26 protein-coding genes are annotated in these 25,656 nt (G+C 72.3%); 8 read left to right on the top strand and 18 right to left on the bottom strand.

The window, feature by feature from the left end:
• Window positions 1-113: 113 nt before the first annotated feature.
• A complete protein-coding gene (gene hemL / locus AC59HU_RS16135; protein WP_497224443.1) occupies window positions 114-1,517 on the bottom strand; it encodes a glutamate-1-semialdehyde 2,1-aminomutase in 1,404 nt (467 codons plus the stop codon).
• Complete coding sequence (gene hemB / locus AC59HU_RS16140; protein WP_497224444.1) at window positions 1,517-2,509, bottom strand: porphobilinogen synthase; 993 nt, start codon at window positions 2,507-2,509, stop codon at window positions 1,517-1,519. The genes hemL and hemB overlap by 1 nt, the downstream gene beginning before the upstream one ends.
• Window positions 2,510-2,675: 166 nt before the next feature.
• Here hemB and AC59HU_RS16145 point away from each other — a divergent pair, with 166 nt between their 5' ends.
• The 3 genes from AC59HU_RS16145 (at window position 2,676) to AC59HU_RS16155 (ending at window position 5,050) form a co-directional block, all read left to right on the top strand.
• Window positions 2,676-3,203: an alternate-type signal peptide domain-containing protein gene (locus tag AC59HU_RS16145; RefSeq protein ID WP_497224445.1), complete on the top strand. Its 528-nt coding sequence runs from the start codon at window positions 2,676-2,678 to the stop codon at window positions 3,201-3,203.
• A complete protein-coding gene (locus AC59HU_RS16150) occupies window positions 3,200-3,853 on the top strand; it encodes a signal peptidase I (RefSeq protein ID WP_497224446.1) in 654 nt (217 codons plus the stop codon). Before AC59HU_RS16145 ends, AC59HU_RS16150 begins: the two co-directional genes overlap by 4 nt.
• A 549-nt stretch (window positions 3,854-4,402) precedes the next feature.
• Window positions 4,403-5,050, top strand: a complete 648-nt coding sequence (locus AC59HU_RS16155; RefSeq protein ID WP_497224447.1) for an alpha-ketoglutarate-dependent dioxygenase AlkB — start codon at window positions 4,403-4,405, stop codon at window positions 5,048-5,050.
• A 6-nt stretch (window positions 5,051-5,056) separates the two neighbouring features.
• On the opposite strand, the gene AC59HU_RS16160 is transcribed toward AC59HU_RS16155, so the two are convergent.
• The 9 genes from AC59HU_RS16160 to hemE form a co-directional block, all read right to left on the bottom strand.
• Window positions 5,057-5,848, bottom strand: a complete 792-nt coding sequence (locus AC59HU_RS16160; protein ID WP_497224448.1) for a uroporphyrinogen-III synthase — start codon at window positions 5,846-5,848, stop codon at window positions 5,057-5,059.
• The gene (hemC, locus tag AC59HU_RS16165; RefSeq protein WP_497224449.1) at window positions 5,845-6,822 is read right to left on the bottom strand and encodes a hydroxymethylbilane synthase; all 978 of its coding nucleotides are present in this window, start codon (window positions 6,820-6,822) and stop codon (window positions 5,845-5,847) included. The genes AC59HU_RS16160 and hemC overlap by 4 nt, the downstream gene beginning before the upstream one ends.
• Window positions 6,819-7,994, bottom strand: a complete 1,176-nt coding sequence (locus AC59HU_RS16170) for a ferrochelatase (protein WP_497224450.1) — start codon at window positions 7,992-7,994, stop codon at window positions 6,819-6,821. Before AC59HU_RS16170 ends, hemC begins: the two co-directional genes overlap by 4 nt.
• A complete protein-coding gene (hemQ, locus tag AC59HU_RS16175; RefSeq protein WP_497224451.1) occupies window positions 7,991-8,737 on the bottom strand; it encodes a hydrogen peroxide-dependent heme synthase in 747 nt (248 codons plus the stop codon). Before hemQ ends, AC59HU_RS16170 begins: the two co-directional genes overlap by 4 nt.
• Window positions 8,738-8,800: 63 nt before the next feature.
• On the bottom strand, window positions 8,801-9,100 hold the full coding sequence (locus AC59HU_RS16180) for a DUF3618 domain-containing protein (RefSeq protein ID WP_497224452.1): 300 nt from the start codon (window positions 9,098-9,100) through the stop codon (window positions 8,801-8,803).
• Window positions 9,097-9,504, bottom strand: coding sequence for a phage holin family protein (locus AC59HU_RS16185; RefSeq protein WP_497224453.1), 408 nt, complete (start codon window positions 9,502-9,504; stop codon window positions 9,097-9,099). The genes AC59HU_RS16180 and AC59HU_RS16185 overlap by 4 nt, the downstream gene beginning before the upstream one ends.
• An 18-nt stretch (window positions 9,505-9,522) precedes the next feature.
• Window positions 9,523-9,999 (bottom strand): YtxH domain-containing protein, encoded by a 477-nt coding sequence (locus AC59HU_RS16190; protein ID WP_497224454.1) that lies wholly within the window; start codon window positions 9,997-9,999, stop codon window positions 9,523-9,525.
• A gap of 125 nt (window positions 10,000-10,124) precedes the next feature.
• Window positions 10,125-11,702, bottom strand: coding sequence for a protoporphyrinogen/coproporphyrinogen oxidase (locus AC59HU_RS16195; protein ID WP_497224455.1), 1,578 nt, complete (start codon window positions 11,700-11,702; stop codon window positions 10,125-10,127).
• 1 nt (window position 11,703) lies between these two features.
• Window positions 11,704-12,780, bottom strand: a complete 1,077-nt coding sequence (hemE, locus tag AC59HU_RS16200) for a uroporphyrinogen decarboxylase (protein ID WP_497224456.1) — start codon at window positions 12,778-12,780, stop codon at window positions 11,704-11,706.
• A 57-nt stretch (window positions 12,781-12,837) separates the two neighbouring features.
• Here hemE and AC59HU_RS16205 point away from each other — a divergent pair, with 57 nt between their 5' ends.
• Both AC59HU_RS16205 and AC59HU_RS16210 read left to right on the top strand, forming a co-directional pair.
• Entirely contained in the window at window positions 12,838-14,163 is a 1,326-nt protein-coding gene (locus tag AC59HU_RS16205) for a glutamyl-tRNA reductase (protein ID WP_497224457.1), read from the top strand.
• An 8-nt stretch (window positions 14,164-14,171) separates the two neighbouring features.
• Complete coding sequence (locus AC59HU_RS16210; protein WP_497224458.1) at window positions 14,172-14,645, top strand: NUDIX hydrolase; 474 nt, start codon at window positions 14,172-14,174, stop codon at window positions 14,643-14,645.
• Between the two features lie 6 nt (window positions 14,646-14,651).
• Here AC59HU_RS16210 and AC59HU_RS16215 read toward each other — a convergent pair whose 3' ends face one another.
• The 4 genes from AC59HU_RS16215 to AC59HU_RS16230 form a co-directional block, all read right to left on the bottom strand.
• Window positions 14,652-15,890, bottom strand: coding sequence for an ABC transporter permease (locus AC59HU_RS16215; protein WP_497224459.1), 1,239 nt, complete (start codon window positions 15,888-15,890; stop codon window positions 14,652-14,654).
• Window positions 15,887-16,582, bottom strand: a complete 696-nt coding sequence (locus AC59HU_RS16220) for an ABC transporter ATP-binding protein (RefSeq protein ID WP_497224460.1) — start codon at window positions 16,580-16,582, stop codon at window positions 15,887-15,889. Before AC59HU_RS16220 ends, AC59HU_RS16215 begins: the two co-directional genes overlap by 4 nt.
• Window positions 16,579-17,769: a peptidoglycan-binding protein gene (locus AC59HU_RS16225; RefSeq protein ID WP_497224461.1), complete on the bottom strand. Its 1,191-nt coding sequence runs from the start codon at window positions 17,767-17,769 to the stop codon at window positions 16,579-16,581. The genes AC59HU_RS16220 and AC59HU_RS16225 overlap by 4 nt, the downstream gene beginning before the upstream one ends.
• 61 nt (window positions 17,770-17,830) lie before the next feature.
• Window positions 17,831-18,370: a hypothetical protein gene (locus AC59HU_RS16230; RefSeq protein ID WP_497224462.1), complete on the bottom strand. Its 540-nt coding sequence runs from the start codon at window positions 18,368-18,370 to the stop codon at window positions 17,831-17,833.
• A gap of 161 nt (window positions 18,371-18,531) precedes the next feature.
• On the opposite strand from AC59HU_RS16230, the gene AC59HU_RS16235 reads away from it, so the two are divergent.
• Together AC59HU_RS16235 and AC59HU_RS16240 are read left to right on the top strand one after the other, a co-directional pair.
• Complete coding sequence (locus AC59HU_RS16235; RefSeq protein WP_497224576.1) at window positions 18,532-19,197, top strand: response regulator transcription factor; 666 nt, start codon at window positions 18,532-18,534, stop codon at window positions 19,195-19,197.
• Window positions 19,194-20,297, top strand: a complete 1,104-nt coding sequence (locus AC59HU_RS16240; protein ID WP_497224463.1) for a sensor histidine kinase — start codon at window positions 19,194-19,196, stop codon at window positions 20,295-20,297. The genes AC59HU_RS16235 and AC59HU_RS16240 overlap by 4 nt, the downstream gene beginning before the upstream one ends.
• 4 nt (window positions 20,298-20,301) lie before the next feature.
• On the opposite strand, the gene AC59HU_RS16245 is transcribed toward AC59HU_RS16240, so the two are convergent.
• The gene (locus AC59HU_RS16245) at window positions 20,302-21,402 is read right to left on the bottom strand and encodes an aminotransferase class V-fold PLP-dependent enzyme (protein WP_497224464.1); all 1,101 of its coding nucleotides are present in this window, start codon (window positions 21,400-21,402) and stop codon (window positions 20,302-20,304) included.
• Between the two features lie 92 nt (window positions 21,403-21,494).
• On the opposite strand from AC59HU_RS16245, the gene AC59HU_RS16250 reads away from it, so the two are divergent.
• Window positions 21,495-22,499: a LysR family transcriptional regulator gene (locus AC59HU_RS16250; protein WP_497224465.1), complete on the top strand. Its 1,005-nt coding sequence runs from the start codon at window positions 21,495-21,497 to the stop codon at window positions 22,497-22,499.
• Here the strand turns inward: AC59HU_RS16250 and AC59HU_RS16255 are convergent.
• Both AC59HU_RS16255 and AC59HU_RS16260 read right to left on the bottom strand, forming a co-directional pair.
• Window positions 22,493-23,518: a serine hydrolase gene (locus AC59HU_RS16255; RefSeq protein ID WP_497224466.1), complete on the bottom strand. Its 1,026-nt coding sequence runs from the start codon at window positions 23,516-23,518 to the stop codon at window positions 22,493-22,495. The two genes, AC59HU_RS16250 and AC59HU_RS16255, sit on opposite strands and share 7 nt — an antisense overlap.
• A 23-nt stretch (window positions 23,519-23,541) precedes the next feature.
• Window positions 23,542-25,518, bottom strand: a complete 1,977-nt coding sequence (locus AC59HU_RS16260; protein WP_497224467.1) for a M13 family metallopeptidase — start codon at window positions 25,516-25,518, stop codon at window positions 23,542-23,544.
• Window positions 25,519-25,656: the final 138 nt, after the last annotated feature.

Genomic DNA, 25,656 nt, shown 5'->3' on the forward strand with positions numbered 1-25,656 from the left:
CGCCCGGGTAACGATTGGGGAATCCCACCCCTAGGGGGGAGAAGGACGCCCCGGCGAGGCCGACCTGACTGGTCACGAGGGAGGCCCGAGAGGGCCGGGAAAGGCGCACGCGATCAGGCTCGCGGCGGGCTCGCCTGCGCCGCCGCGCGGGCCGCGCCGGGGAGGGCGTCGAGGATGCGAGCGAGGGACGCGTCGTCGTGGGCCGCCGAGACGAACCAGGCCTCGTAGACCGAGGGCGGGAGCGAGACGCCGGCGTCGAGCATCGCGTGGAAGAACGGCCCGTAGCGGTAGCCCTCCTGCGCCTGCACGTCGGCGTAGTCGCGCGGAGGCGTCGCCGATCCGAAGGTGAAGCTGAACAGGTTGCCCGCGCGCTGCACGCTGTGGGCGACGCCCTCGGCCTCGAGGGCCGACGAGACCGCTGTCGACACGGCGAGCGCCGTGCGATCCAGCGCCTCGTAGACCGCGGCGTCGGCGAGCCGCAGCGTCGTGAGCCCAGCAGCGACGGCGACCGGGTTGCCGCTGAGCGTGCCGGCCTGGTACACCGGGCCGAGCGGCGCGAGGTGGTCCATCACGTCGGCCCGGCCGCCGAGCGCGGCGAGCGGCATCCCGCCGCCCACGACCTTCCCGTAGGTGACCAGGTCGGGGAGGTAGGCGGGCACCGGGGCGCCGTCGGGAGCATCCTGGTGCAGCTCGGCGACCAGCTGCCCGGAGTTCTCCAGGCCCCACCAGCCGGCCGCGCCGACCCGGAAACCGGTGAGCACCTCGTCGACGATGAGCAATGCGCCGTGGGCGTGGGCGATGTCGGCGAGGGCGGCGTTGAAGCCGGCCACGGGCGGCACGACGCCCATGTTGGCCGGGGCGGCCTCGACGATGATCGCGGCGATGTCGCCGCCGAACGAGGCGAAGGCCTCGCGCACCGCGCCGAGGTCGTTGTAGGGCAGCACGATCGTGAGCGCGGCGGTGGCCGCGGGCACCCCGGCGGAGGCGGGCAGCGCCAGCGTGGCGAGGCCGGAGCCGGCCTCGGCCAGCAGCGAGTCCGAGTGGCCGTGGTAGTGCCCGGCGAACTTGATCAGCACGTCGCGCCCGGTGAACCCGCGCGCCAGCCGGATCGCGGTCATGGTCGCCTCGGTTCCGGTCGAGACCAGCCGCAGCTTCTCGATCGGGTGGGCGCCGCCGGCGGTCACGCGCTCGCGCACGAGCTCGGCCAGGTCGGTCTCGGCCGGGGTGGTGGCGCCGAACGACAGTCCGCGCGCGGCGGCCTCCTGCACGGCGGCGACGACCTCGGGATGCGCGTGGCCGAGGATCGCCGGACCCCACGACGACACCAGGTCGACGTACTCGACGCCCTCGGAGTCGGTGACGTACGGCCCGCGGGCCGAGACCAGGAAGCGGGGGGTGCCCCCGACCGAGCGGAAAGCCCTCACCGGCGAGTTGACCCCGCCCGGGATGGACCGCTGCGCCCGCTCGAACTCGGCGGCGTTGGTCGTGGTGCTCTCGTGCGCGTCGATCAGGCTCATCACAGCCCCTTCAGAGTCGTGGCGACCTCGACCGCCCAGTAGGTGAGCACGGCTTCGGCGCCGGCCCGGCGGATGCTGGTGAGCGACTCCAGGATGGCGCGGTCGCGGTCGATCCAGCCGTTCGCCGCCGCGGCCTCGATCATCGCGTACTCGCCGGAGACCTGATAGGCCCAGACCGGCACGGGCACCGCCGCCGAGACGTCGGCGACGAGGTCGAGGTAGCTCATCGCGGGCTTGACCATCACGATGTCGGCCCCCTCCTCGACGTCGATCACGGCCTCGCGGAGCCCCTCGCGCCGGTTGGCGGGGTCGAGCTGATAGGTCTTGCGGTCGCCGCGGAGGGTCGAACCGACGGCCTCGCGGAACGGGCCGTAGAAGGCGGAGGCGTACTTCGCCGCGTAGGCGAGGATCGCCACGTCCTGGAAGCCGTCCGCATCCAGCGCAGCCCGCACGGCGGCGACCTGGCCGTCCATCATCCCCGAGAGGCCGAGCAGCTGCGAGCCGGCCCTGGCTTGCTCGACCGCCATGTCGCGGTAGCGCACGAGGGTGGCGTCGTTGTCGACCGAGCCGTCGGGAGCGAGCACGCCGCAGTGACCGTGGTCGGTGAACTCGTCGAGGCAGAGGTCGGTCTGCACGACCAGCGCGTCGCCGACCTCCTGGGCCACGACCCGCGTGGCCGCGTTGAGCACGCCGTCGGGGTCGGTCGCCGCGGTGCCGCGCGCATCCTTGTCGGATTCGCCGGGCACGCCGAACAGCATCACGCCGCCGATCCCGGCCTCTGCCGCCTCGACGACCGCGGTCTTCAGGCTGTCGAAGGTGTGCTGCACCACTCCGGGCATCGACTGCAGCGGCGCGGGCTCGACGATGTCGTCGCGCACGAAGAGCGGGAGCACCAGCTGCGCCGGGTCGATCCGGGTCTCGGCGACGAGCCGCCGCATCGCGGGGGTGCTTCGGAGACGGCGCGGACGGATGTCGGGGAAGCCGGAGGTCATGACCTCCAGTTTAGATCCGCCACGGTGGGCGGGGGCTGGACGGGTGCACCCGAAGACCTCGATGCTCCCCGAACGGGGGATATCATCCTGAGCATTACTCAGCTACCGTTCACGGCACGGGCGTTCGCCTGATCGTCCGGTTCCTCCGATGGATTGGGGCACCAGAATGAACACGATAGCAAAGGGAGCGATCGCAGCGGGAGCCGCCGTCGTCCTCCTCACAGGCGGCCTCGGGTCGTACGCACTGTGGTCCGACCAGGCACAGGTCGCGAGCGGCACGATCCGCTCGGGCTTCCTCTCCCTTTCCGTGCAGGAGGCCGCGTGGACGGACGTGACGACGGGCATCCCGGTTCCCTTCGATCCGGCGACCGACCAGATCGTGCCGGGCGACGTCATCCGGTACACCGCGAACGCGGTCGTCGACGGCACCGGCAAGAACCTCGAGGCCACCCTGCTCGCCGACACGGCCGACCTCGGCGGCGACCTGCTGCCCTACCTCGACATCACGATGACGGTCGACTCGGTCACCACCTCCGATCTCAGTTACGACTTGGGGGCGATCGACGGGCCCGAGGCGTACCCGATCCAGCTCGACTTCAGCTTCGACGGCGACACGTCCTTCAGCGACGCGATGGACGCCGCGGTGAACCTGAACGACTTCGAGCTGACCCTGGTGCAGAACCCGAACCCGTGAGCGCGCGGCGGGCGGCCGGGCGGGTCGCTACGTGGGCCCTGCTGTTGATCGCGGCGGCGCTGCTCGTGACGATGGTCGTCCTCCCGCGCCTGGCCGGCGGCACCGCCTACACGATCCTGACCGGATCGATGCAGCCGGAGCTGCCGCCGGGTGAGCTCGTCGTGGTGCGGCCGGTCGATCCCGCGTCGGTGGCCGTCGGGCAGGTGGTCACGTATCAGCTCGAATCCGGCGAGCCCGCGGTCGTCACGCACCGGGTCGTCTCGGTCGCCGTCGCCGGGGGCGGTGACCGCGTCTTCACGCTGCAGGGCGACGCGAACCCGGCACCCGATCCCGATCCCGTGCGCGCCGTGCAGCTCCGCGGAGCGCTCTGGTACCACGTGCCGCTCGCGGGCTATCTCAATCTCTGGGCGACCGGTGCCTGGCGAGGACCGGTGACGGCGGCCGTCGCCGGCCTGCTGCTCGGGTACACGTCACTGATGTGGTTCAAGACGGTGCGATCGCTGATCGCGCGACGGAAGGGGGTTCCGGATGCGGTGCGCGATGATGCGGAGGTCGCACCCGCTCCGGAGAGCGGCGGCGATGCTGATCGTCACCCTCTCCTGGTCCGCAGCGACGGCGGCGGCCGACATCCCTCCGGCCGGGGCCGCTGAGACCTCCGTCGAGGTGAGCACCGACGGCACGATCTGGTCGGCCGCACCGCTCACCGACCTGATCCCCTCCGACTACCGCTTCGCACCCGGCTCCTCGCTGGCGCGACAGCTCCGGATCCGCACCCGGGTCACCAGCGCCGCCGAACTCCGCCTGACCCTGTCCCCGACGATATCGACCGCACTGTGGACCTCGCTGTCGGTCTCGGCGCACACCACCGGAGGCCCCGCCGTCACCGCGCCCGCCGCGGTCGACGTCGTGAAACCGCCGGGCTCGCCGGACGCCCTTCTCCTGCCGCCGGTGCAGTCCGATCCGGGCGAGTCCATCCACCTCGAGCTCCGGCTGACACTGCCGAGCGACGCGGCGAACACCCTCCAGCACGAGGCCGCAGACCTGGAGCTCCTGGTCGCCCTGCAGCAACGACCCCCGGTCGCCCTGGCCACGACGGGGCGGAAAGGGGAAGCCGTCCTGCCCGCTGTCGCGGGCATCCTGTTCGGGCTTCTGCTTCTGTTCACTAGAACATATCTTCGAATGTCGGTAGGCTGTCAGTCATGCACCTCGACTTCCAGACCTCCCTCTTCGACGACCTCGACGCCGAGCCCGGCCTCGAGGCGCTCGGCTCGACGGTGCAGCGCACCGAGCTCGGGCAGGGCGCCTGGGTCGACCTCCGGCCCGGGTGGGTGACCGACTCCGACGCCCTCTTCGAGCGCCTCGCGCTCGACGTGCCCTGGCAGGCCGATCGGCGCGAGATGTACGACCGGGTGGTCGACGTGCCGCGCCTGGTCTCGCACTTCGGCGCCGGTGACCGCTATCCCGATCCGCTGCTCGACCGGGCTCAGGATGCACTGAACGAGCACTACGGCCGGCCCACCGCGCAGGTGTTCCAGACCGCGGGCCTGTGCTTCTACCGCACCGGCGACGACAGCGTCGCCTGGCACGGCGACCGCGTCGGCCGCACGATCGATCAGGACACGATGGTCGCCATCGTCTCGGTGGGCGCCGCGCGCACGCTTTCGGTGCGGCCGAAGCCGGGTCTGGGCGGCGAACCGGGGGCGACGCTCAAGTTCCCCGTGGGCCACGGCGACCTGATCGTGATGGGCGGCAGCTGCCAGCGCACCCATGAGCACGCCGTGCTGAAGACCAAGCAGGCGGTCGGCCCGCGGATCAGCGTGCAGTTCCGGCCGGTCTGGCCGCGCTGAGAGCGGCTACGCCTCGCCGTCGGCCCGTCGGGCGTTCGCGACCTCGATCACCGCGTTGATCAGCGACTCCGCCGAACGGCCCTTCGCGATCACGTCGACCCGCAGGCCGTAGGCGCGCGCGTCGTCGGCGGTGCGCGGTCCGATGGCCGCCACAAGGGTCGACTCCGGGATCGGGCCGAGCTGCAGCTGCACCTGCTCGGCCACCGAGCCCGAGGTCACGAAGATCGCGTCGATCGCACCCGCGGCCACGTCGGCCCGGATCTGCGGGTCGACCTCGACCCCGATCGTGCGGTACGCCACGACCGACTCGACGGTGTGACCGCGCTCGATCAGCCCCTCGGTGAGCACCGGCTTGGCGATGTCGCTGCGGAGCGTCAGCACCCGGAGCTCGGGCCCGAACTGCTCGAAGCGCTTGAGCTCGCGCAGCAGCCCCTTCGCCGAGTTGTCCTCCGGCGGCACCAGGTCGACCTTGTACCCGGCGGCGGTGAGCGCCGCCGCCGTGGTCTCGCCGACCGCCGCGATGTGGGTCTCCGGCGGCACGACGGCCTGGTGCGCGGTGAGCACGTCGACCGTGGTCGCACTGGTCATGGTCAGCCAGTCGAACGATCCGGCGGCCAGCGCCTGGAGCGCCCGCTGCAGCGTCTCATCGTCCTCCGTGGGGGCGAAGTTGATCATCGGCGCCACGATCGGCTTCGCGCCGACCGCTCGCAGGTCGGCGGCGACGCCGTGACCCCACGGGCCTCCGCGGGGGACGAGGATGCGCCACCCGCCGAGCGGGCGCTGCGACCAGGCGGTCACTCGGTGCCGCCGGACAGATCGGTATCGCGGCCCGAGGCCTGAGCTCCGCTCTCGGGGCCGACCGGAGCGATCTCGGCCGCGCCGTCTTCGAGCAGCTGGGCGGCGACGGCCTGGCCCAGGAGCCCCGCGACGACCAGGTCGTCGCCGAGGAGGGAGGCGGATCGTTCGCAGCCGAGCTCGGCCTCGCCGTCGGGCTGGTAGACGGTCGCGGAGAGCTGCAACTCGTCGTCCTCGACGACGGCGGCCGCGCCGATCGGTGCGGCACAACCGGCCTCGAGCGCCGCCAGCACGGCGCGCTCGGCCAGCACCGCCGTGCGGGTCGGCGGATGTTCGATGCTGAGCAACTCGGGAATGCTGTCCCCCTCACGGGTTTCGATCGCGAGCGCACCCTGTCCTGGCGCGGTGGGCCACAGTTCGAGAGCGAACAGTTCGGATGCTGCGTCTAGCCTACCGAGCCTGGCGAGGCCCGCTGACGCCAGCACCACGGCGTCGAGGTCGCCGGAGGCCACGCGGCCGAGCCGGGTGTCGACGTTGCCGCGGATGTCGACGATCGTGAGGTCGGGCCGCAGGCTGAGCAGCTGGGCGACGCGACGGGGCGAACCGGTGCCGACCCGGGCGCCCTCGGGCAGCTCGTCCAGGGTCAGGCCGTCGCGGGCGCAGAGCGCGTCCCGCGGATCCTCGCGGATCGGCACGGCCCCGATGACCAGGCCCGGGTAGTCGGCCGTCGGGAGGTCTTTGAGCGAGTGCACGATCAGGTCGCACTCGCCGGCGACGAGCGCCTCGCGGAGGGCGCTGGCGAAGACCCCGGTTCCGCCGAGACTCGACAGCGACTCCTTCGAGCGGTCGCCCTCCGAGGCGATCACGATCGTCTCGACCTCGACGCCCGTGGCCGCCACCAGGGCCGCGACGACGTGCCCCGTCTGCGCCCGGGCGAGTGCACTCCCCCGGGTGGCGACACGGAGCGTCCGGCTCACGGTGCGATCCCCGCCAGGGCCGGTTTGAAGCCGAGGCGCACGTTCTCGCAGCAGCCGGGCCGGCACACGTCGTACCAGGGGCCGAGGTCGGTGACGGAGGGGCGCTCCTCGGTGGGGGTGCCGTTCACCCGCTCGAGCACCAGGTCGACGAGCCCGGCGACGTAGGCCGGGTCGACGCCGGGCGTCGGCGTGCGGACCCCGTAGAGACCCTGCTCGGCGCAGGTCTCGAGCGCCTCGTTGTCGAGGTCCCACATGACCTCCATGTGGTCGCTCACGAAACCGAGCGGCACGATCACGACCGCGCGGACGCCCTTGGCGGGCAGCTCGGCGATCGCGTCGTTGATGTCGGGCTCGAGCCAGGGCTGGCTCGGCGGGCCCGAGCGCGACTGGAAGACCAGCTGCCACGGCACGTCGGTGTCGCCGACCCCCGAGGTGGCGGCGAGCATGACGACCTCGGCGACCGCGCGGTGCTGGGCGGCGTAGGCGCCCTCCGGCCCGAAACCGCGGAACGAGGGGCCGGAGCGCTCGGCGTCGGCGCTCGGGATGGAGTGGGTCGTGAACAGCACCTCGACCTCACGGGCGAGGTCGATGCCCTCGAACCGTTCGCGGATGTCGGCGAGCGCGGTGCGGAGACCGTCGATGAACGGCTGCACGAACCCGGGGTGGTCGAAGAACTGACGCACCTTGTCGATCGTGATCTCGCCGGCGAGGCCGGTCTCCTCGAGCGCGATCGCGAAGTCCTCGCGGTACTGGCGGCAGCTCGAGTACGAGCTGTAGGCGCTGGTCGCGACGGCGATCAGCTGCTTCAGACCGCGGTCGTGGGCCTCGGTCAGCGCTTCACGGAGGTACGGGTCCCAGTTGCGGTTGCCCCAGAGCACCGGGAGATCGATGCCGCGGTGGGCGAGCTCGGCCTCCAGAGCGGCCTTGAGCATCCGGTTCTGGGCGTTGATCGGGCTGACGCCGCCGAAGGCGCGGTAGTGGTGCGCGACCTCTTCGAGCCGTTCGTCGGGGATGCCGCGGCCACGCGTGACGTTGCGGAGGAACGGGATAACGTCCTCCTGACCCTCCGGTCCGCCGAAGGAGGCGAGCAGGATGGCGTCGTAGGCGACCGGTTCGGTGACGTGCTCCGGCCCGGAGGAGGCGGCGGGGCTCGCACTCAGCACGACGGTCACTGCAGCACCTCGATGATCTCGGCGACCTCGAGCCGCCGGCCGGTGTAGAACGGGACCTCCTCACGGACGTGCAGCCGCGCATCCGTCTGTCGCAGGTGACGCATCAGGTCGACGAGGTTGAGCAGCTCGTCGTCCTCGAGCGCGAGGATCCACTCGTAGTCGCCGAGGGCGAAGGAGGCCACGGTGTTCGCGAGCACCGAGCGGTACTCCGAGCCCTTGCGGCCGTGGTCGGCGAGCATCGCGCGCCGCTCCTCCTCGGGCAGCAGGTACCACTCGTAGCTGCGCACGAAGGGGTAGACGGTCACCCAGGCGGCGGGCTCCTTGCCGCGCATGAAGGCGGGGAGGTGGTTGGAGGAGAACTCGGCGTCGCGGTGCACGCCCATTGCGTTCCAGGTCGGCAGGAGCGGCGCGAACACCCGGGTGCGACGCAGCTGCCGGAGCGCCCACTGCAGGGTCTCCGGAACACTGCCATGGAGCCAGACCATGATGTCGGCGTCGGCACGGAGGCCGGAGACGTCGTAGATGCCGCGCACCATCACGTCCTCGTCCTCGATCGAGACGATGGCCTCGTCGACCTCGGCCAGGAAGTCGGGCACGTCGGTGCCGTCGACGAGCAGCGGATGCTCGGGGTTGCGCCGGAAGACGGCCCAGAGCGTGTAGCCGACGACGGGGACCGCCTCGGAGTCCTCGACGTCGCGAGGGGAAGTGGGCTCGGGGTCGACGCCGACTGTCGGGTCAGTCATGTTCCTTCTTCGTGTTCTGTGATGCCGGTGGCCGCGGGACGCGGCGGTGGAGCACTCTCGATGCTACTTCTTCGAAGCGAAGCGGAAGCCGAGAACGGCGACAGCACCCAGGGTGACCACGGCTCCGGCGGCGGCCGCGGCGAAGGCGGTCGGGTTCGCCTCGCGGAAACGGTTCACGCTGCTCTTCAACCGGTGCACCGCGTGACGGGTCTGCTTGGGCACGTTGAGCTTGAACTCGATCGCGTCGAGGGTCGACCGCAGTTCGGCCCGGGTCTTCTCGATGTCGGCGTGCAGCTCGGCCTTCGACCGCTCGGGGGCGGGGGCGGGCTGGGCCTTCACGGCCGGGGTGCGCGTGTCGGTCATGACTGGCCCAATCCCTTGACGGTGTTGAGGTCTTTCTTGATGCTGGTGATCGCTTCCTCCGGCACCGGGGGCAGGCCCTTCTTCAGCGACGACATCCCGACGGCGACCAGGATGCCCGCGATGACGAGCAGCGCGGCCGCCACGATCAGGGCCGCCAGCCAGGCCGGCAGCGCGGTCGCGATGCCGAGCACCGCGGCGGCGACCAGCGTCGCGAACGCGAAGAAGGCGAAGAGCGCCGCGGCCACGAAGAGCCCGATGCCGATGCCGAGCTTGGCGAGGCGGGCCGTGAGCTCGCGCTTGAGGTTCTCGATCTCGTCTTTCAGCAGCTGGATGACGAGCGTGGGCAGCTCGGCGAACAGGGACACCAGCGAGCGGCGTGCCTTCTTGTCGCGTTCTTCGGTCACGGCTGACGCCTCCTCGTTCTACTCGTCGCCGTCGGACGAGGCCGAGTCGGCCTGGGCGCCCGCGGGCTTCGTCGCGGCGGTCGAGCCACCGGCCGACTTGGGGGTGGACTTCGTGGTCGTCTTGGCCGAGCCGGACGCGGTCGCGCTCCCCGTGGTCGACTTCGCGGTGCTGGTCCGGCTCGCGGCGGGGCGCGGCGGCGTCGCCTTCGTCGACCCGACGGCCTTCGCGGCCGAGCTCTGCTGGGGGCCGGTCAGCGGGTCGCGGCCGAGCAGCCCGGCGAGCGCATTGCGCGCCGCGCGGGAGAGGGAGGCCTTGACCTCGTCGACCCGCTTGTCGGCGAACTCCTGGGCCTTGCCCACACCGGCCTGCACGGGCCGGGTGTTCCAGATCTTGTCCGCTCCGGTCTTGATCTGCTCGTACCGCTCGCGACCGGCTCGCGAACCGAGGACGTACCCGGTGGCGAGCCCGACGACGAGGATGATCTTCCCGCGCATGTGAACTCCGATCGATCGCGAGTACAGGGTTCTTTCCAGCGTAGTCCCAAGGATGCGCGACCCGCATTGCCCCCCGAGCCCGCCCCACAGGGGATCCCCAGGCCGGTGCGGTCGGGCTCCTGCGCTCAGTCGGTGGGCAGGCGGGGCTGGCCGCGCAGCTCGGCGGCGAGCCCGGATGCGGTGGTGCCGGCCGCGGCGACGGTCGCCGCGAGGCCCGTCCCCGACACCCACGCGCCGACGACGTCGAGCCCGGGCAGGGCGGCGACGGCGGCGAGCGCCTGGGCGACCCGGGCCCTGTGGCCGAGGGTGGCGAAGGCGAGTGAGTCCTTCCACTGCACGGTGTCGAAGTCGACCACGGTGGCGGGGCTCAGGCGGATGCCGAGGAGGGTGGAGGCGTCCTGGAGCGCCAGGGCGGCGTCGACCTCCGGAGCGGCACCCGCCGCTGCGTCGGTCGGTGCCGGGCCGGCCGCATCCGCTCGCCCGTACGACAGCCGGAGCACGTGCCGGTGGGCCGGCAGCGACTCGGCGAGCCAGGCCCACTTCGCGGTCGCGTGCGTGAGCGCCTTCGCGGTGACCCCCCGGGTGCCGGGGGCGACGAGCACGCCGGTGCCGCGGGGCGCCGCATCCAGTCGCGCGTCGTCGACCACGAGGGTCGCGATCGTCACCGAGGCGGGGGTGGGCCAGTCCTCGGCGGCGGGCAGCGGCGGGACGGATCGGGGCGCGGGCGAGGCGGCCGCGCTCCCCTCGATCCCGGCACTCGCGGCACGCGCGGCACTCGCGGCACGCGCCGGCCGCCCCACGCCGGCCTGCTCGAGGAGGCCGAGAGCGGGACGGAAGTCGGTCGCCACGACGACCGCTCGCGCCCGGATCGCGTCGGACCCGGCCCGCACGACCCAGCCCTCGCCCTCCGCGCCCCGGTCGAGGCCCGTCACCCGCGTCCCGGTGCGGAACTGCACGCCGTAGTACCGCGCATCCGTCTCGAGGGCGTCGATCAGCGTGTGGATGCCGCCCACGATCCCCTGCACCTGCGACCCGGCGGGCGCCTGCTCGCGCAGGGCCATCACGGCCCCGGAGAGCGAGCCCTGGGTGGTCATGGCCTGGGTCAGCCCCGGCGCGACCGAACGCACGTCCACGATCGACGGGTCGGCCGAATGCACCCCGGCGACCACCGGCGTGACCAGGCGGTCGAGCACCTTCCGGCCCATCCGGCGGCGCACGATGTCGCCGAGATCGTGTTCGGGCTTCACCCGCAGCAGCGGCATCAGGCGGTCGAGGTACGCCCTCAGCGAACCGCCCCAGCCGATCACCCGTCGCACGTCGTCGGCCAGGGGCACGCCGGGGATGCCGAGCAGGCCGGCGGCGGGGAGGGGGGCGGTGCCTCCGGTCCAGGCCACCCAGGCGCCGGCGCGGGCCGGTACGACGATGCGGTCGCCGAGGCCCAGCTCGGTGACCAGGGCGGCGACGGTGCCGCGCCGGGTCGCGAAGCTCTCGGCACCCGAGTCGAGCACCACGCCGTCGAGCTCGTGGCGGCCGACGAAGCCGCCCAGCGAGCCGTTCGCCTCGACCACGAGCACCGTGTTGCCGAGGTGCGCGAGCCGGCGGGCGGCGACGAGACCGCCGGCCCCGCCCCCGATCACGACCACGTCGACCTCGACGCCGGCGCTCGTGTCGGAGATCGGGCCCGGGTCCACCTGGTCCGTCACCTCAGACCTCCCCGGTCTCGGCGCCCCGCTCGTGCACGAGGGCGACGATGCGGCTGAGCACGTCGGGGTCGGTCTCCGGCGGCACGCCGTGACCGAGGTTCAGCACGTGGGCGGGCGCGCTCCGTCCGCGGCGCAGCACGTCGAGCACGTGCGCCTCGAGCACCGGCCACGGCGCGGCCAGCAGCGCGGGGTCGATGTTGCCCTGCACGGTCACGTCGCCGCCGAGGCGGGCGGAGGCGACATCCAGCGGGATGCGCCAGTCGACGCCCACGACGTCAGCCCCGACCTCGTGCATCTCCTTCAGCACCTCGCCGCTGCCCACACCGAAGTGCACGACGGGCACGTCGAGATCGCGGATGGGCGCGAGGGCCGCGCGCGAGAACGGGGCGACCCGCTCGACGTAGTCGGCCTTCGAGAGCGACCCGACCCAGGAGTCGAACAGCTGGGCCGCGCTCGCGCCGGCCTCCAGCTGGGCCCGGAGGAAGCGGCCCGTGACGTCGGCCGCCCACGAGAGCAGGCCCTCCCAGGCCTCGGGATCGGCGTGCATGAGGGTGCGCGCCCGGATGTGGTCCTTGGACGGGCCGCCCTCGACCAGGTAGGCGGCGAGCGTGAAGGGGGCGCCGGCGAAGCCGATCAGCGGGGTGCTGCCCAGCTCAGCGACGGTGAGCGCGACGCCGGCCCGGATGGCGCTGAAGTCGGCGCCATCCGGAGCCGGCAGCGCCGCCACGTCGGCGAGGGTGCGGACGGGCTTCGCCAGCACGGGGCCGCGCCCCGGCACGATCTCGACGTCGACGCCCGCGAGCTTCAACGGGATGACGATGTCGCTGAAGAAGATGCCCGCGTCGACGTGATGCCGGCGCACGGGCTGGAGCGTGATCTCGCTCGCCATCGCCGGGTCCAGGCACGCGTCGAGCATCCGGGTGCCGACGCGCAGCTCGCGGTACTCCGGCAGCGATCGGCCGGCCTGCCGCATGAACCAGACCGGGGTCACCGGCCCGCGGGTGCCCCGATAGGTCGTGACGAGGGGGGAGGATGCGGTGCGGCCGTCGAGCAGGGGATGGGTTGCGGGCAGAGTCACTGGCACATCCTACGGCGCACGGCACCGGGTGCCGCTGGGCGGGTTTAGACTTGGGCAGTGCTCATCTGCCTGACCGCGAACCACCGGAACGCGAGCTTCGACCTCCTCGAGAAGCTGTCGGTGGGCACGGCCGACGTGGCCAAGAGCCTCGTGGCCGAGAGCGATTTCGTACAGGGCGCCGTCGTGCTCGCGACCTGCAACCGCTTCGAGGCCTACCTCGACATCGACGAGCCGCTCACCGCCGGGGTCTCCCTGGCCGTCGAGCAGGCGGCCGAGAGCTTCGGCACCGCGTCGGGAACGGATGTCGCCGAGCTGCGCGACAGCCTGACCGTGCTCTGCGGCGACGGCGTGGCCGACCACCTGTTCGCGGTGTCCTCCGGGCTCGAGTCGGTCGTCGTCGGGGAGGACGAGATCGCCGGCCAGGTCAAGCGCGCGCTCAGCACCGCGCGGATCGAGGGCACCACGTCGTCCTCGCTCGAGCGCCTCTTCCAGCGCGCGGCCCACACCTCCCGCGGGGTCAAGACGAAGACCGGTCTCGGCGGAGCCGGCCGGTCGCTCGCCCGCCTCGCGCTCGACCTGGCCGAGAGCCGGGTCACCGACTGGGCCCGCACCCGGGTGCTGCTGGTCGGCACCGGTCAGTACGCCCGCGTCACCCTCGCCAACCTCCGCGACCGCGGGGTCACCGACATCCGCGTCTACTCGCCCTCGGGCCGGGCGGTCGCGTTCGCCGCGAAGCAAGATCTCGTGCCGGTGCTCGCCGACGGCTACCTCGACGCCCTGGCCACGTCCGACGTGGTCATCACCTGCACCACGGTCGAGACCGTCGTGCTGGATGCGGCGCACCTCACCGCCGCCCTGGAGCTGCCGGGCGCGCTCCCCCGCCGGCTCGTGATCGACCTGGGGCTCCCCCGCAACGTCGACCCCGACGTCGCGACCGTGCGTGCGGGCGCCGCCGAGCTGCTCGACCTGGAGACCATCAGCCTCCACGCCCCGCTCGATGAGCTGAACGCCGAGTCGGATGCGCGGGCCCTGGTCGACCAGGCCGCCGCCGAGTACCGCGCCGGCAAGGCCGAGGCCGAGGTCACGCCGGCCGTCGTCGCCTTGCGGTCGCACCTCTTCGACCTCCTCGACGCCGAGATCGAGCGCTCCCGCGCCCGCGGAGACCAGGCGACCGAGACCGAGCGGGCGCTGCGGCACCTGGTCGGCGTCATCCTGCACTCCCCCTCGGTGCGTGCCCGCGAGCTGGCTCGCGAGGGCCGCGCCGACGAGGTTTTCGCCGCGATCGACACGCTCTTCGGGCTGGGCCCGGCGGCGACGGCGCACGCCACCGCGCCGATCGCGATCACGCCTGAGCTCGACGACCACCGCCGCGCCCAGGCCTGATCTCGGCCGTGGTCGAGCCGCACGACGAGGGCGCGGTCGCGTCCGGCAGTGACACCGCCGTGCCCTCGCGGAACGGCGCGGGGATGGAACCGATCCGCGTCGCCGCGCTCGCCCTCATCCGAGACCGCCGGCTGCTGATGGTCACCGCGCGGGGTCGCGACGTGGTCTACCTGCCCGGCGGCAAGATCGACGCCGGCGAGACCGCCCGGCAGGCGGCCGCCCGCGAGGCCTTCGAAGAGGTGGGGGTGCGGGTCGATCCCCCGTCGCTCGATCCGCTGTTCTCGCTCTCGGTGCAGGCGCACGGCGAGCCCGACGGACGGCTGGTCGACATGCAGGTGTTCGGCGGGGCGACCCCGGATGCTCCGGTCGCCTCGAGCGAGGTCGACGCGCTGCACTGGGTCACCACGGCCGACGAGCACCGCTGCCCGCCCGCGGGCCGCGAGACCCTCCGGCGCCTGGCCGCGCTCGACCTCATCGACTGACTCGCCTCACGAGCTGAGGGCCACGGACGGAGGGGTCCGGGCTGCGCGCACGGCCGGATAGAGCCCGGCCACGGCGCCGACGGCGATCGTCGCGAGCACGCCGCCGACCAGGATCCACGCGGGGATGACGGGTGTCCAGCCGTTCGCGATCGCTATCGCGGCGCCGGCCGCCGCCCCCAGTCCCGCTCCGGCCACCCCGCCCAGGGCCGACAGGAGCACGGCTTCGGCGAGGAATTGCAGGCGGATGTGGCGCCGGGTGGCGCCGATCGCCCGGCGCAGCCCGATCTCCCGTCGTCGTTCGAGGACGGAGATGATCATGGTGTTCGCGACCCCGATCCCGCCCACGAGGAGGGAGATGGAGCCGAGTGCGAGCAGCAGCCCCGTGAAGACCTGGTCGACGGCGGCGCGGGCGGCGAGGGCGTCGGAGGGTCGTGACACCACGACATCCGCCGGGGCCTGGGGTTGCAGGGAGGAGGGCAGGAGCTCCCGCACCACGAGGACGGCGTCGTCGGTCGAGCGCTCGTAGACCCTGGTCGGGTGGCCGGAGTAGCCGGCCCCGGTCGACGCGACCGGGATCCCGATCAGGGCGGTGAGATCGAGTTCCTGGGCCAGGGGAACCGGGTCGAGGATCCCGATCACGGTGGTGTCCTGCCCGTCGAGCCAGACCAGCTCGCCGGGGTCGCGGATGCCGAGGCGCTCCGCCGCCGTGGCCCCGAGCACCGTGGTCGGGTAGGTCGCCGTGGCCTGATCGAACCATCGGCCGGTTCGGATGGTGGCGCCGACGATGTCCAGGAGGTCGAGCTCGGTGGCCGCCACCGTCAGTCCTCCGGTGCGGGCCGCATCGACCAGGGAGTTCCGGTAGACGTGCACCTCGGGCAGCTCGGCCGTGGCGCCGGCGCCCGTGACGCCGGCGATGCGCTGCACCCGCCCGGAGGCATCCGGAGGGAGCGGGAGCGGGGCCGTCGATCCGCTGGCCTCCGCGACGGTGACGGTGAGCAGGTCGGTTCCCAGCTGGGCGAGTTGGGAGTCGAGTCGTTCCCGGCTCGACGCGGAGGTGCCGACGACGGCGACCATCGCTGCGATCCCGATCGCGACACCCAGCGCGGACAGCACGGCGCGGGCGGGCCGGGCCCGGAGTCCGGTGGAGCCGACGTAGGCGAGATCACCGGCCCGGAGGCGGGAGCGGTGGGTCGCCGGAGCGGCGGCGCTCACCCGGCGTGATGTGCGTCCTCGTGCGGAGATCATGGGCGGGCCTTCGGGTGGGGGGCGGAATCGGCGACGATGCGGCCGTCGATGATGGACACGCGTCGGGGGAGGCGCTCGGCCAGCTCCGCGTCGTGGGTGATGACGACGACGGTCGTGCCGCTCGCGTTGAGGTCGTGGAGCAGGTCCACGATGCTCTCGCCGGAGACCGAGTCGAGATTGCCGGTGGGTTCGTCGGCGAGCAGCAGCGGGGGGCCGCCGACGACCGCGCGGGCGATGGCCACCCGCTGGCGCTCCCCTCCCGAGAGCTGGCCCGGGGTGTGGTCGAGGCGGTGGCCCAGCCCCACCCGACGCAGCGCATCCCGGGCCCGGATGCGACGCGTCTGACGGGGGACACCGGTGTAGAGCATGCCGTCCGCGACGTTGTCGACGGCACCGACCCCGTCGCGGAGGTGGAACTGCTGGAAGACGAAGCCGATGCGATGGGCACGGAGAGCCGACAGCGCCTGGTCGGAGAGCTCGCCCACGTTCTGCCCGTCGAAGAAGGCGCTGCCCGACGTGGGGCGGTCGAGGGTGCCGATCACGTTCAGCAAGGTCGATTTCCCCGATCCGCTCGGTCCGACGATCGCCACGAGCTCGCCCCGGTGCACCGCGAGATCGACGCCGTCGAGCGCGTGGACCGGAGGGGAACCGTAGAGGCGGGTGACGCCGTCGAGTTCGATGAGAGCGGTCATGATGCGGGCACGACGACGTCGAGTCCGTCACGGATGCCGTCGCCGGAGATCTGCACGCGGCCCGACCCGAACGCCCCGGTCGTCACCGGGATCGTCCTGACCGAACCGGCGTCCGGGGTCTGAACCCCGAAGCTCCCGGCGGCGGTCGCGATGAGAGCCTCCACGGGGACGGTCAGCACGCCCGCGGCGAGCGTGCTGGAGAACTGCACCGAGACGCTCGCTCGCGGGAAGGCACTCGTCGCGACCTGGTCGGCGAGCGCGATGGTCACCGGGATGACGTACTTCGCCGGGGTCCCGGGCTGAGCACTCGTCGTCGACGTCGCGTCGTCGGTGCGTTCCCGGGGCTCGCTCACCGCCGCGATCGAGCCCGTGGTGACGGTGCCGTCGGGCAGGGTGACGCCGACGGTCGCGCCCACCACGGCGAGCTGCTGGTCGGTGAGCGCCAGGTCGAGGTCGACGACCTTGTCCGTCGCCGACACCCGGTACAGCTCGGCACCGGGTGCGATGTCGGCTCCGATCGACGCCGTGAGGCGCGCCACCCTGAGGTCGTGGTCCGAGAAGACGATGGAGGCGCGGTCGAACCTCCCGGTGCGCTCCACCCCCAGGCTCTTCTGCCAGGAGCCGATCGCGGTCGCGGTCGCCTGCGTGAACCGCGTGTCGACGTCACCGGTGAAGGGGACCCCGAGCGCCACGAGGTTCTCCTCGAGCTGACGGACGTCGTCGCCGTCGGTCATCCCCAGCTCGAGCGGACGCCAGGCGGGCTGAGACCCGCGGAGCAAGAGCACCGGTCGGGTGTCGACCCGGTACAGCACGCCGCCGGGTGCGATGACGGAACCCGCCTCGGGGAGACCGGTGAGCACTCCGGCCGCCCCGGCCGGCACCGGGCGTTCCTGCGCGAAATGCAGCGTTCCCCGCGCGTTGGTCGCGGAGACCATGTCCCCCGTCGTGACCGGCACGGTCGCCGGAGCCGCCGCCGGGGCGGCCGGGGCCGCCGGACGGAACAGCGTCACGGCCGCGACGGCGACCAGCGCCACGACGACCGTGATCGCCGCGATCGTCAGCAGCACGACGCGGCGACGGCGACGCGGTGGCCGTGCCGTCGCGCCGGGATCGGAACCGGCGTGGGCGTCGGCACCGGCGTGGGCCTCCGCGCGGTGGGGTGGATAGGGGGTGGTGGTGTCTGACATGGCGACGCACTTCCTGGCTGGGGGACGGGGACGAGCGGCGGTCGGGTGGCCCGACCGTCGTTCAGGAGGTTCTGCAGGTCTCGAAGTCCGCATCCGAGACCTCGGCCGGGATGAAGCCCGGGTCCCCCGCGGTCGGCTCCTGGATCTCGTACCCCTTCTCGCGAAGACACTTCGCGCGCTCGAGGAGTTTGTCGAGGTCCTCCGTGGACAGCTGGATGTCGGGCCGGGCCGGAGGGTCGCCGATCTCGGAGGTGCACAGGGGGTAGGCCTCGCGGATCTCCGGTGCGTCCTCGGTGATGCCCTGACCGGGAAGCGGATCCTTGACCTCGAGGCCGTGGCCACGGAGGCACTGCGCGAGCTTCAGATCGTAGGCGTCGCGCGCCGCCGAGAACTCGGAGTCCGATCCTGGCTGGCCGGCGCCGGTCCCCGCGTTCGTCGTCGGCGCGGCGGTCGGTGCGCAGCCGGCGAGGACGAACACCAGCACCGGAGCGGCCAGAAGCAGGAGTGGCCATCGGCGACGGGTCCGGCCGGTGGCCGCGGGGTGGGTCGTGGCAGAGGGGCGGGGTGTGGCCGCGGGGTGGGTTTCGGTGAGGTGATTCATGATCTTCTCCTTGGGGTCGTGATGCCGTGGACCCCACTCCACCAGCCGGCCTGTTGCGATGGCGTTGCGGTTTCCGCTCACGTTTCCGCAACACCTGGCTGCCTACACTGGGGAACCTCACACGACCTCCAACGACCTCGAAACGACCTCGAAAGGTGAAGATGCGCGTCCTGATCGTCGAAGACGAGGTGTTCCTCGCCGAAGCGCTGCAGCAGGGGCTCCGCCATGAATCGATGGCGGCCGACCTGGCGGCGGACGGCGACGAAGCCCTCGAGCGCGTCGGCGTGAACGACTACGACGTCGTGATCCTCGACCGCGACATCCCCGGTATCCATGGGGACGAGGTCTGCGCGACGATCGTCCGCGAGCATCCAACGGTTCGTGTGCTCATGCTGACGGCCGCCGGCCGACTCGACGACAAGGTCTCGGGCTTCGAGCTCGGCGCGGACGACTACCTCACGAAGCCGGTGGCGCTCGAGGAGCTCATCGCCCGCCTCCGTGCTCTGGCCCGCCGCCCGGCCGCGGCAACACCCCCGGTGCTCGAGTTCGGCGATCTCCGGGTCGACCCGTTTCGGCGGGAGGCGTATCGCGCCGGAAGGTTCCTGAAGCTGACCCGGAAGCAGTTCGCCGTTCTCCTCCTCCTCACGCAGGCGGGAGGCGGAGTGGTCAGCGCTGAGACGATGCTGGAGAAGGTGTGGGATGAGAACACCGACCCGTTCACGACAGCCCCTCGGGTCACCGTCTCGACCTTGCGGAAGGCGCTCGGCGCGCCGGACCTCATCCTGACGGTGCCGGGCACCGGTTACCGGCTGCGGGGCGGATCGTGATCGGCCGCGCCTCCACTCGGAAGAGAGGGCTCTCCTTCCGGCTGCAACTGACCCTGAGCTACGCCGCGTTCATCGTCGTCGTCGGTGCGGCGTTCGCCGTCGTCGGGTTCCTCGTCCTCCGCTTCGTGCCCGAGGGCAATCTGCTCGTCATCGACGGAGGGGCGCCGGCACCGGCTCGGTCGGATCTTCTCGAGGTGTTCGTGCGCTACGCGGCCATCGCCCTTCTCCTGCTCGCCGTCCTCGGACTCGGTGGGGGCTGGTTCCTCGCCGGGCGGATGCTCAGACCCCTGACCCTCATCACCGCCGCCGCCACCGCGGCGCGCGACGGATCGCTCGACCACCGCATCCGGATGCGCGGACGCCGGAACGAGCTCGCCGACCTCGCCGACACCTTCGATCAGATGCTGGAGCAGCTGAGCGACGCCTTCCAGGCCCACGAACGGTTCGCCGCCAATGCCTCGCACGAGCTCCGCACTCCCCTGGCGGTGACGTCGATGATGCTCGAGGTGGCCGCCCGCCACCCGGAGCAGCAGGACTACCCCGTCCTCGTGGAACGGCTCCGGCTCACCAACGATCGCGCCGTGAGCCTCACCGAATCGCTCCTGCGTCTGGCCGATGTCAACGCGGTCGATGCCCGATCCACTTCCGTCGACCTCGCTCCGATCGCCCGCGAGCTGATCGCCGAGAAGCAGGCCGACGCGGATGCCCGCGGCGTCACGATCACCGCGGAGATCGAGACCTGCGTCGTGCACGGAGACCCGGTGCTCCTCAGGCAACTGCTCGACAACCTGGTCGACAACACGATCCGACACAGCGGCATCGACGGCACGGCGAGGATCCAGGCCCACCACGACCCATCTCACAGACGGATCGTGCTCCGGATCGAGAGCACCGGGGCGACCTTCGACGCGGTGACCGCGGGACGGCTCGCCGAACCGTTCCTGCGCGGCGGCGGCCGCGCAGCCGACCGCACCGACGGTCACGGACTCGGTCTCGCCCTCGTCGACCGCATCGCCGCGGTGCACCACGGCTCGCTCGCACTCGCGCCGCGCCCGCACGGCGGACTCGTCGTCACGCTCGAGCTGCCCGCCCGCGGGTGAGGCGCTAGGCGCGGATCGGACCGAGGGCCGCGCGCACCAGGTCGACGTCGGCGGGGGTGTTCCAGAGGTGGAAGGCGACTCGGGCGCGGCCGGCGCGCGCCGAGGCCGCGATGCCGGCGGCCGTGAGGGCGGCGAAGGCCGCGCCGTCGGCATCCGGCCACGAGACGATCGGAGTGGATCCCGCCTCGAGGCCCAGGTGCTCCCGCAGGGCGTTCGCGAGGCCGACGTCGTGGGCCCGCACCGCCTCCAGGTCGGCGGCCGCGAAGAGCTCGAGCGAGCGGGCCGCGCCGATCCAGACCGGCCAGGCGGGCGAGACGTCGAAGCGGCGCGCGGAGGCCGCCAGCTGCATCCCGGGCCCGTAGCAGGAGCCCCAGACCTCGTCACCGGCGTACCAACCGGCGTCGACCGGCACGAGGCGTTCGGCGAACTCGGGGGTCACCGTCATGAACGAGGCACCCCGCGGCGCACAGAGCCACTTGTAGGCGTGGCAGACGGTGACGTCGTAACGGGACGCATCCACGGGCATCCAGCCGGCCGCCTGCGTGGTGTCGCAGTAGGTCGCCGCGCCGTGCCGGGCGGCCGCCTCGACGATCGCGTCGGCATCGGCGAGGGCGCCGGTCGCCGACTGCACGAGCGAGAACGAGACCAGGGTGGTCGACGGCCCGATCGCGGCCGCGAGCCCGTCGAGGGGAACGCATCGCACGGTCAACCGGCCCTGCTGCTCCTGCACCAGGAACGGGAACACCATCGAGCTGAAGTCGCCGTCGACGACCAGCACCTCGGAGCCCTCCGGCAGCGAGGCCGCGATCATCCCCGTGGTGACCGAGACCTGCGACCCGGTCGCCACCCGGTCGACCGGCACGCCGACCAGCCGCGCGAACGCCGCGCGCGCCTCCTCGACCGCCAGGCCGTAGCCGGCCAGGTCGCGGTGGCCGCCCGACCACTCGGCGAGGTCCGCGGCGAGCGCGGCGACGGTCTCCCGCGGGGGGATGCCCGCGGTGCACGCGGCCAGGTAGCCGGGGCGGGCGTCGAAGCGCGACTGCAGCTCGGCGAGGCCGAGGCGCTCGTCGGAGACCAGAAGCGGAGGGGCGTCGGTCGGGCTCATGGCTCCAGGATCCCGGACGCCGACCGATTGAACAATGCCCGGTCGATCATGGCATCCATAACCGTCCGTTATGCGTCCGGTACAGTTCGACAATGAGCCTCGCCCCGCCACCCGGCGCCTTCGACCTCGATTCGCAGACCCTCCGCGTGATCGGGGCGATCGCCGAGTACGGCTCGATCACGCGGGCCGCGACGGTGCTCGGCTACAGCCAGCCGGCGGTCAGCCAGCAGCTCAAGCGCGTCGAGGCCCGGCTCGGCATGCCCCTGGTGACCCGCGCGGGCCGTGGCATCCGGCTCACGGATGCGGGCGAGGTCGTCGCCCGGCACGCCGCCGCCGTGCTCGCCGCGCTGGAGGCCGCCGCCGGCGAGCTCTCCGACCTGTCGGGACTGCGCTCGGGCCGGGTGCGTCTGGCGGCCTTCCCCTCGGCCTCGTCGACGATCGTGCCGCGGTTGATCCGGCGGATGGGCACGGTGCACGAGGGCGTGCGCTTCACCTACGTCGAGGCCGAGCCGCCCGAGGCGGTGGCCGCCGTACGCGACGGCGAGAGCGACCTGGCCATCGCCTTCCACTACCCGGGCGATCGCGACGACCCGTTCCAGGCCGGGGCGGAGGGGCTCAGCGTGCAGACGCTGGGGCGGGACGAGATCCTCCTGCTCGCGCCTGAGGGGCACCCGGCCGTGCGGGCCGCGGGTGGCGGCACCGGAGGCGGTGGCGTCAGAGGCGATGACGGCGACAGCAGTACCAGCGCGGTTCGCGTCGACCTCGCGGCCCTCCGCGCCGAGAACTGGATCGCCGGTTGCCCCCGCTGCCGCGGCCACCTGCTCGACAGCTGCGCGCGCAGCGGCTTCGCCCCCGCGATCGGCTTCGAGACCGACAACGTCGTGGCGGTGATGAGCATGGTCGCGGCCGGCCTCGGCGTCGCGCTCCTGCCCGCCCTGGCGCTGGCCGCATCCCCGCTCCCGGCCGACGTCGTCGCCCTGCCCACCACGGGTGACGACCACCGGATGCTCGTCGCCGTCACGAGACCCGGCGCCGACCACATCCCCGCGGTCGGTGAGACGCTCCGCCTGCTGCTCGAGGCGGACGCGGCTCAGTAGATGTACTCGAGGAAGTCGACCCCGAGCGTCCGCATCCCCTCCAGCACCGCGAGCCGACCGAGCAGCTCGGCGTCGTTGAAGCGCATGGTCACCGCGTAGGCGATGCCACCGCCCGGCCCGGTGACGACCCCGGCCTCCGACCGCACCCCCGCATCCGTGCCCGTCTTGTTGTAGAGCGTGATGCCGTGGTCGGTTCTGGTGTGGGCGAGGGGATCGAGCCCGAACGCCCCGGCCACCATCGACAGATCCGCGTTGAGTCGCAGCCAGCTGCGCACCAGCGCGCTCGTGGTCTCGTCGACCACCTCGCCGCGATGCAGCCGACGGAACAGGGTGGCGAGCTCGCGCGCGGAGCCGACCGAGAGCTGCGGCGCGTCATCCGGACCCCGCTCGTCGCGCACGATGTCGAGCAGGAGGGTTCGGCGGAGCCCCAGCGATTCGGCGCGGGCGCGCACCGCATCCAGCCCCACCCGGCGCAGCAGCACGTTCGTCGCCAGGTTGTCGCTGGTCGCACCGATCAGTGCGGCGAGGTCGGCGACGGGCAGGGCGGGCACCTGGAGGTGCTGCCACAGACCCGAATCGGCGACCGAGTCGCCGGCGGTGCGGTTGAGGATGCTGAGGGCCTCGGCGCCCGGCGCCGGCCGGGAGGCGCGGACGGGCGCATCCGACCGGCCGGCCGTTGGGCCCTCGGCCGCGGGCGAGGGTGTCGTCGAGCCGTCCCGCGACACGATTCGCGCCGCCACCTCGATCAGCAGCAGCACCTTGCCGATGGAGGCCGTGGGCACCGAGAGGTGGTCGTCGACCGAGAACAGCACGCGGCCCGAGTCGACGTCGACCGCGCAGGCCGTGACCTGCACGCCCGAGAGCGCGAGCTCGGTCAGCGACGCGAACCCCTTGCGGAAGATGCCGCCGCCGTCGTCGACCGCGCCAGACCGCCGGCCCCGGGGAGCGAGCTCCTCCCGCTCGCTCCGTTCCGCCCGCGCACTCCGGCGCGTCGACTCCGGGCGGGTGGAATCAGGCATGCTCTGGCGTCCTCCTCGGTCGGCTACCAGATGGTCACACGCTCAGCTGGGTCCAACCAGAGATCGTCGTGTGAATCGACGTCGAAGGCCTCGTAGAACTCGTCGATGTTGCGCACGATCTGGTTCGCCCGGAACTCGTTGGGCGAGTGCGGGTCGATCGCGAGCAGCCGGATGACCTCGGCGTCGCGCGACTTCTGCTGCCAGGCCTGCGCCCAGGAGAGGAAGAAGCGCTGTGCGCCGGTCAGGCCGTCGATCACGGGCGGCTCTTCGCCGCCGAGCGACAGGAGGTACGCCTTCCAGGCGATGCCGAGACCGCCGAGGTCGCCGATGTTCTCGCCGATCGTGAGGGCGCCGTTGACGTGGTGGTCGGGCACCTGGGCCGGAGCCAGGGCGTCGTACTGGGCGATCAGTGAGGAGGTGCGCTTCTCGAAGGCCTCGCGGTCGGCCTCGGTCCACCAGTCGATGAGTCGACCCTCGCCGTCGAAGCGCGATCCCTGGTCGTCGAAGCCGTGGCCGATCTCGTGGCCGATGACGGCGCCGATCGCGCCGTAGTTCGCGGCGTCGTCGCGGGCCTCGTCGAAGAAGGGGTACTGCAGGATGGCGGCGGGGAAGACGATCTCGTTGAAGCCGGGGTTGTAGTACGCGTTGATCGTCTGCGGCGTCATGAACCACTCGTCGCGGTCGAGCGGCTTGCCGATCTTGCCGAGCTCGCGCTGGAACTCGAACTCGCTGGTCGCACGGATGTTGGCGATCAGGTCGGTGGGGTCGATCTCGAGGGTCGAGTAGTCGCGCCATTTCGTCGGGAAACCGATCTTGGGCGTGAACGTGGCCAGCTTCTCGAGCGCCTTCTCGCGTGTGGCGGGGCTCATCCATTCGAGGGTCGAGATGGAGTCGCGGTAGGCCTCGATCAGGTTCGCGACCAACACGTCCATCGCCGCCTTGGCGGTCGGCGGGAAGTGGCGCTCGACGTAGATGCGGCCGACCGCCTCGCCCATGGCGCCCTCGACGAGCGAGACCCCCCGCTTCCACCGCGCGCGCATGCTCGGCGTGCCGGTGAGGGTGCGGGCGTAGAAGTCGAAGTTCTCCTCGACGAAGTCGGTGGAGAGGTACGGGGCCCAGCCGTGCACGATCTTCCAGGCCAGCCAGTCTTTCCAGCTCTCCAGCGGTTCGCCGGCGAGGGTGGCCGAGACGCCCTCGATGAAGCTCGGCTCCTGCACCACGACCTCGGCGAAGACGCCCTCGTCGGCACCGAGGGCCTCGCGCCACAGCTCGTACAGCGAGACGCCGTCGGCGTCGGTCGCCGTGCCGCCGGGCAGATCGAGGAACTGCTGCCAGGTCATCGGGTTGTAGGTGGCCTGGGCGTCGCGGGTGCGCACGTTGTCCCAGTGCGACGCGGCGATGCGGGTCTCGAGGTCGAAGACCCGCTGGGCGCGGACCGGCGCGTCGTCGAGGCCGGCCAGCTCGAACATCCGCTGGATGTGGGCGAGGTAGGCCTCGCGGATCGGGGCGAACTTCTCGTCGCGGTAGTAGCTCTCGTCGGGCAGCGAGATGCCGCCCTGGCCGATGAAGACGAGGTAGCGCTCCGGCTGCCCGGGATCGTTGTCGACGCCGTAGCGGAGGAAGCCGCCGATGCCCTGGCGCTCGAGGCGGCCGAGGGTCGTGGCGAAGGAGGGCAGGTCGTCGATCGCGTCGACCAGGTCGAGCTGCGGGGCGATCGGCTGGGCGCCGAGCCGCTCGATGCGATCCTCGTCCATGAAGCTGGTGTAGAGGTCGCCGAACTTCCGCATCTCCGAGCCCTCGGGGGCCTGCTGGGCCTCCTCGACGATCTCGTGGACGGCCTTCTCGGCCTCCTCGGCCAGCACCAGGAAGGAGCCGAAGCGCGCCTTGTCCTCAGGGATCTCGGTGCGTTCGATCCACTTGCCGTTGACGTGCCTGTACAGGTCGTCCTGCGGGCGGATGGCGGGGTCGAGTTCGGCGGTGTCGATTCCGGATGCAGTCACACGGCAACTCTACGCACCCGCACCGACAGCGGGCCGGGTGATCCTGGCCTCGCGCGGTCCACCCCTTGTCTCGCCAGCCTGCGCCCACATCTCCCGCCGCCCTGCACCCTCGCGCGGCCCCCGCGCGGCCCTCGTCCG

Source organism: Herbiconiux sp. 320_LB, assembly GCF_059691755.1.

Excerpts from the sequence above, each read along its gene's own strand:
- AC59HU_RS16220 (WP_497224460.1), bottom strand. The coding sequence starts at position 16,582 with ATGACCGCTCTCATCGAACTCGACGGCGTCACCCGCCTCTACGGTTCC.
- AC59HU_RS16190 (WP_497224454.1), bottom strand. The coding sequence starts at position 9,999 with ATGCGCGGGAAGATCATCCTCGTCGTCGGGCTCGCCACCGGGTACGTC.
- hemQ (WP_497224451.1), bottom strand. The coding sequence starts at position 8,737 with ATGACTGACCCGACAGTCGGCGTCGACCCCGAGCCCACTTCCCCTCGC.
- AC59HU_RS16180 (WP_497224452.1), bottom strand. The coding sequence starts at position 9,100 with ATGACCGACACGCGCACCCCGGCCGTGAAGGCCCAGCCCGCCCCCGCC.
- AC59HU_RS16250 (WP_497224465.1), top strand. The coding sequence starts at position 21,495 with ATGAGCCTCGCCCCGCCACCCGGCGCCTTCGACCTCGATTCGCAGACC.
- hemB (WP_497224444.1), bottom strand. The coding sequence starts at position 2,509 with ATGACCTCCGGCTTCCCCGACATCCGTCCGCGCCGTCTCCGAAGCACC.
- AC59HU_RS16230 (WP_497224462.1), bottom strand. The coding sequence starts at position 18,370 with ATGAATCACCTCACCGAAACCCACCCCGCGGCCACACCCCGCCCCTCT.
- AC59HU_RS16145 (WP_497224445.1), top strand. The coding sequence starts at position 2,676 with ATGAACACGATAGCAAAGGGAGCGATCGCAGCGGGAGCCGCCGTCGTC.
- AC59HU_RS16155 (WP_497224447.1), top strand. The coding sequence starts at position 4,403 with ATGCACCTCGACTTCCAGACCTCCCTCTTCGACGACCTCGACGCCGAG.
- AC59HU_RS16215 (WP_497224459.1), bottom strand. The coding sequence starts at position 15,890 with ATGATCTCCGCACGAGGACGCACATCACGCCGGGTGAGCGCCGCCGCT.
- AC59HU_RS16235 (WP_497224576.1), top strand. The coding sequence starts at position 18,532 with ATGCGCGTCCTGATCGTCGAAGACGAGGTGTTCCTCGCCGAAGCGCTG.
- AC59HU_RS16245 (WP_497224464.1), bottom strand. The coding sequence starts at position 21,402 with ATGAGCCCGACCGACGCCCCTCCGCTTCTGGTCTCCGACGAGCGCCTC.
- AC59HU_RS16225 (WP_497224461.1), bottom strand. The coding sequence starts at position 17,769 with ATGTCAGACACCACCACCCCCTATCCACCCCACCGCGCGGAGGCCCAC.
- AC59HU_RS16255 (WP_497224466.1), bottom strand. The coding sequence starts at position 23,518 with ATGCCTGATTCCACCCGCCCGGAGTCGACGCGCCGGAGTGCGCGGGCG.
- hemL (WP_497224443.1), bottom strand. The coding sequence starts at position 1,517 with ATGAGCCTGATCGACGCGCACGAGAGCACCACGACCAACGCCGCCGAG.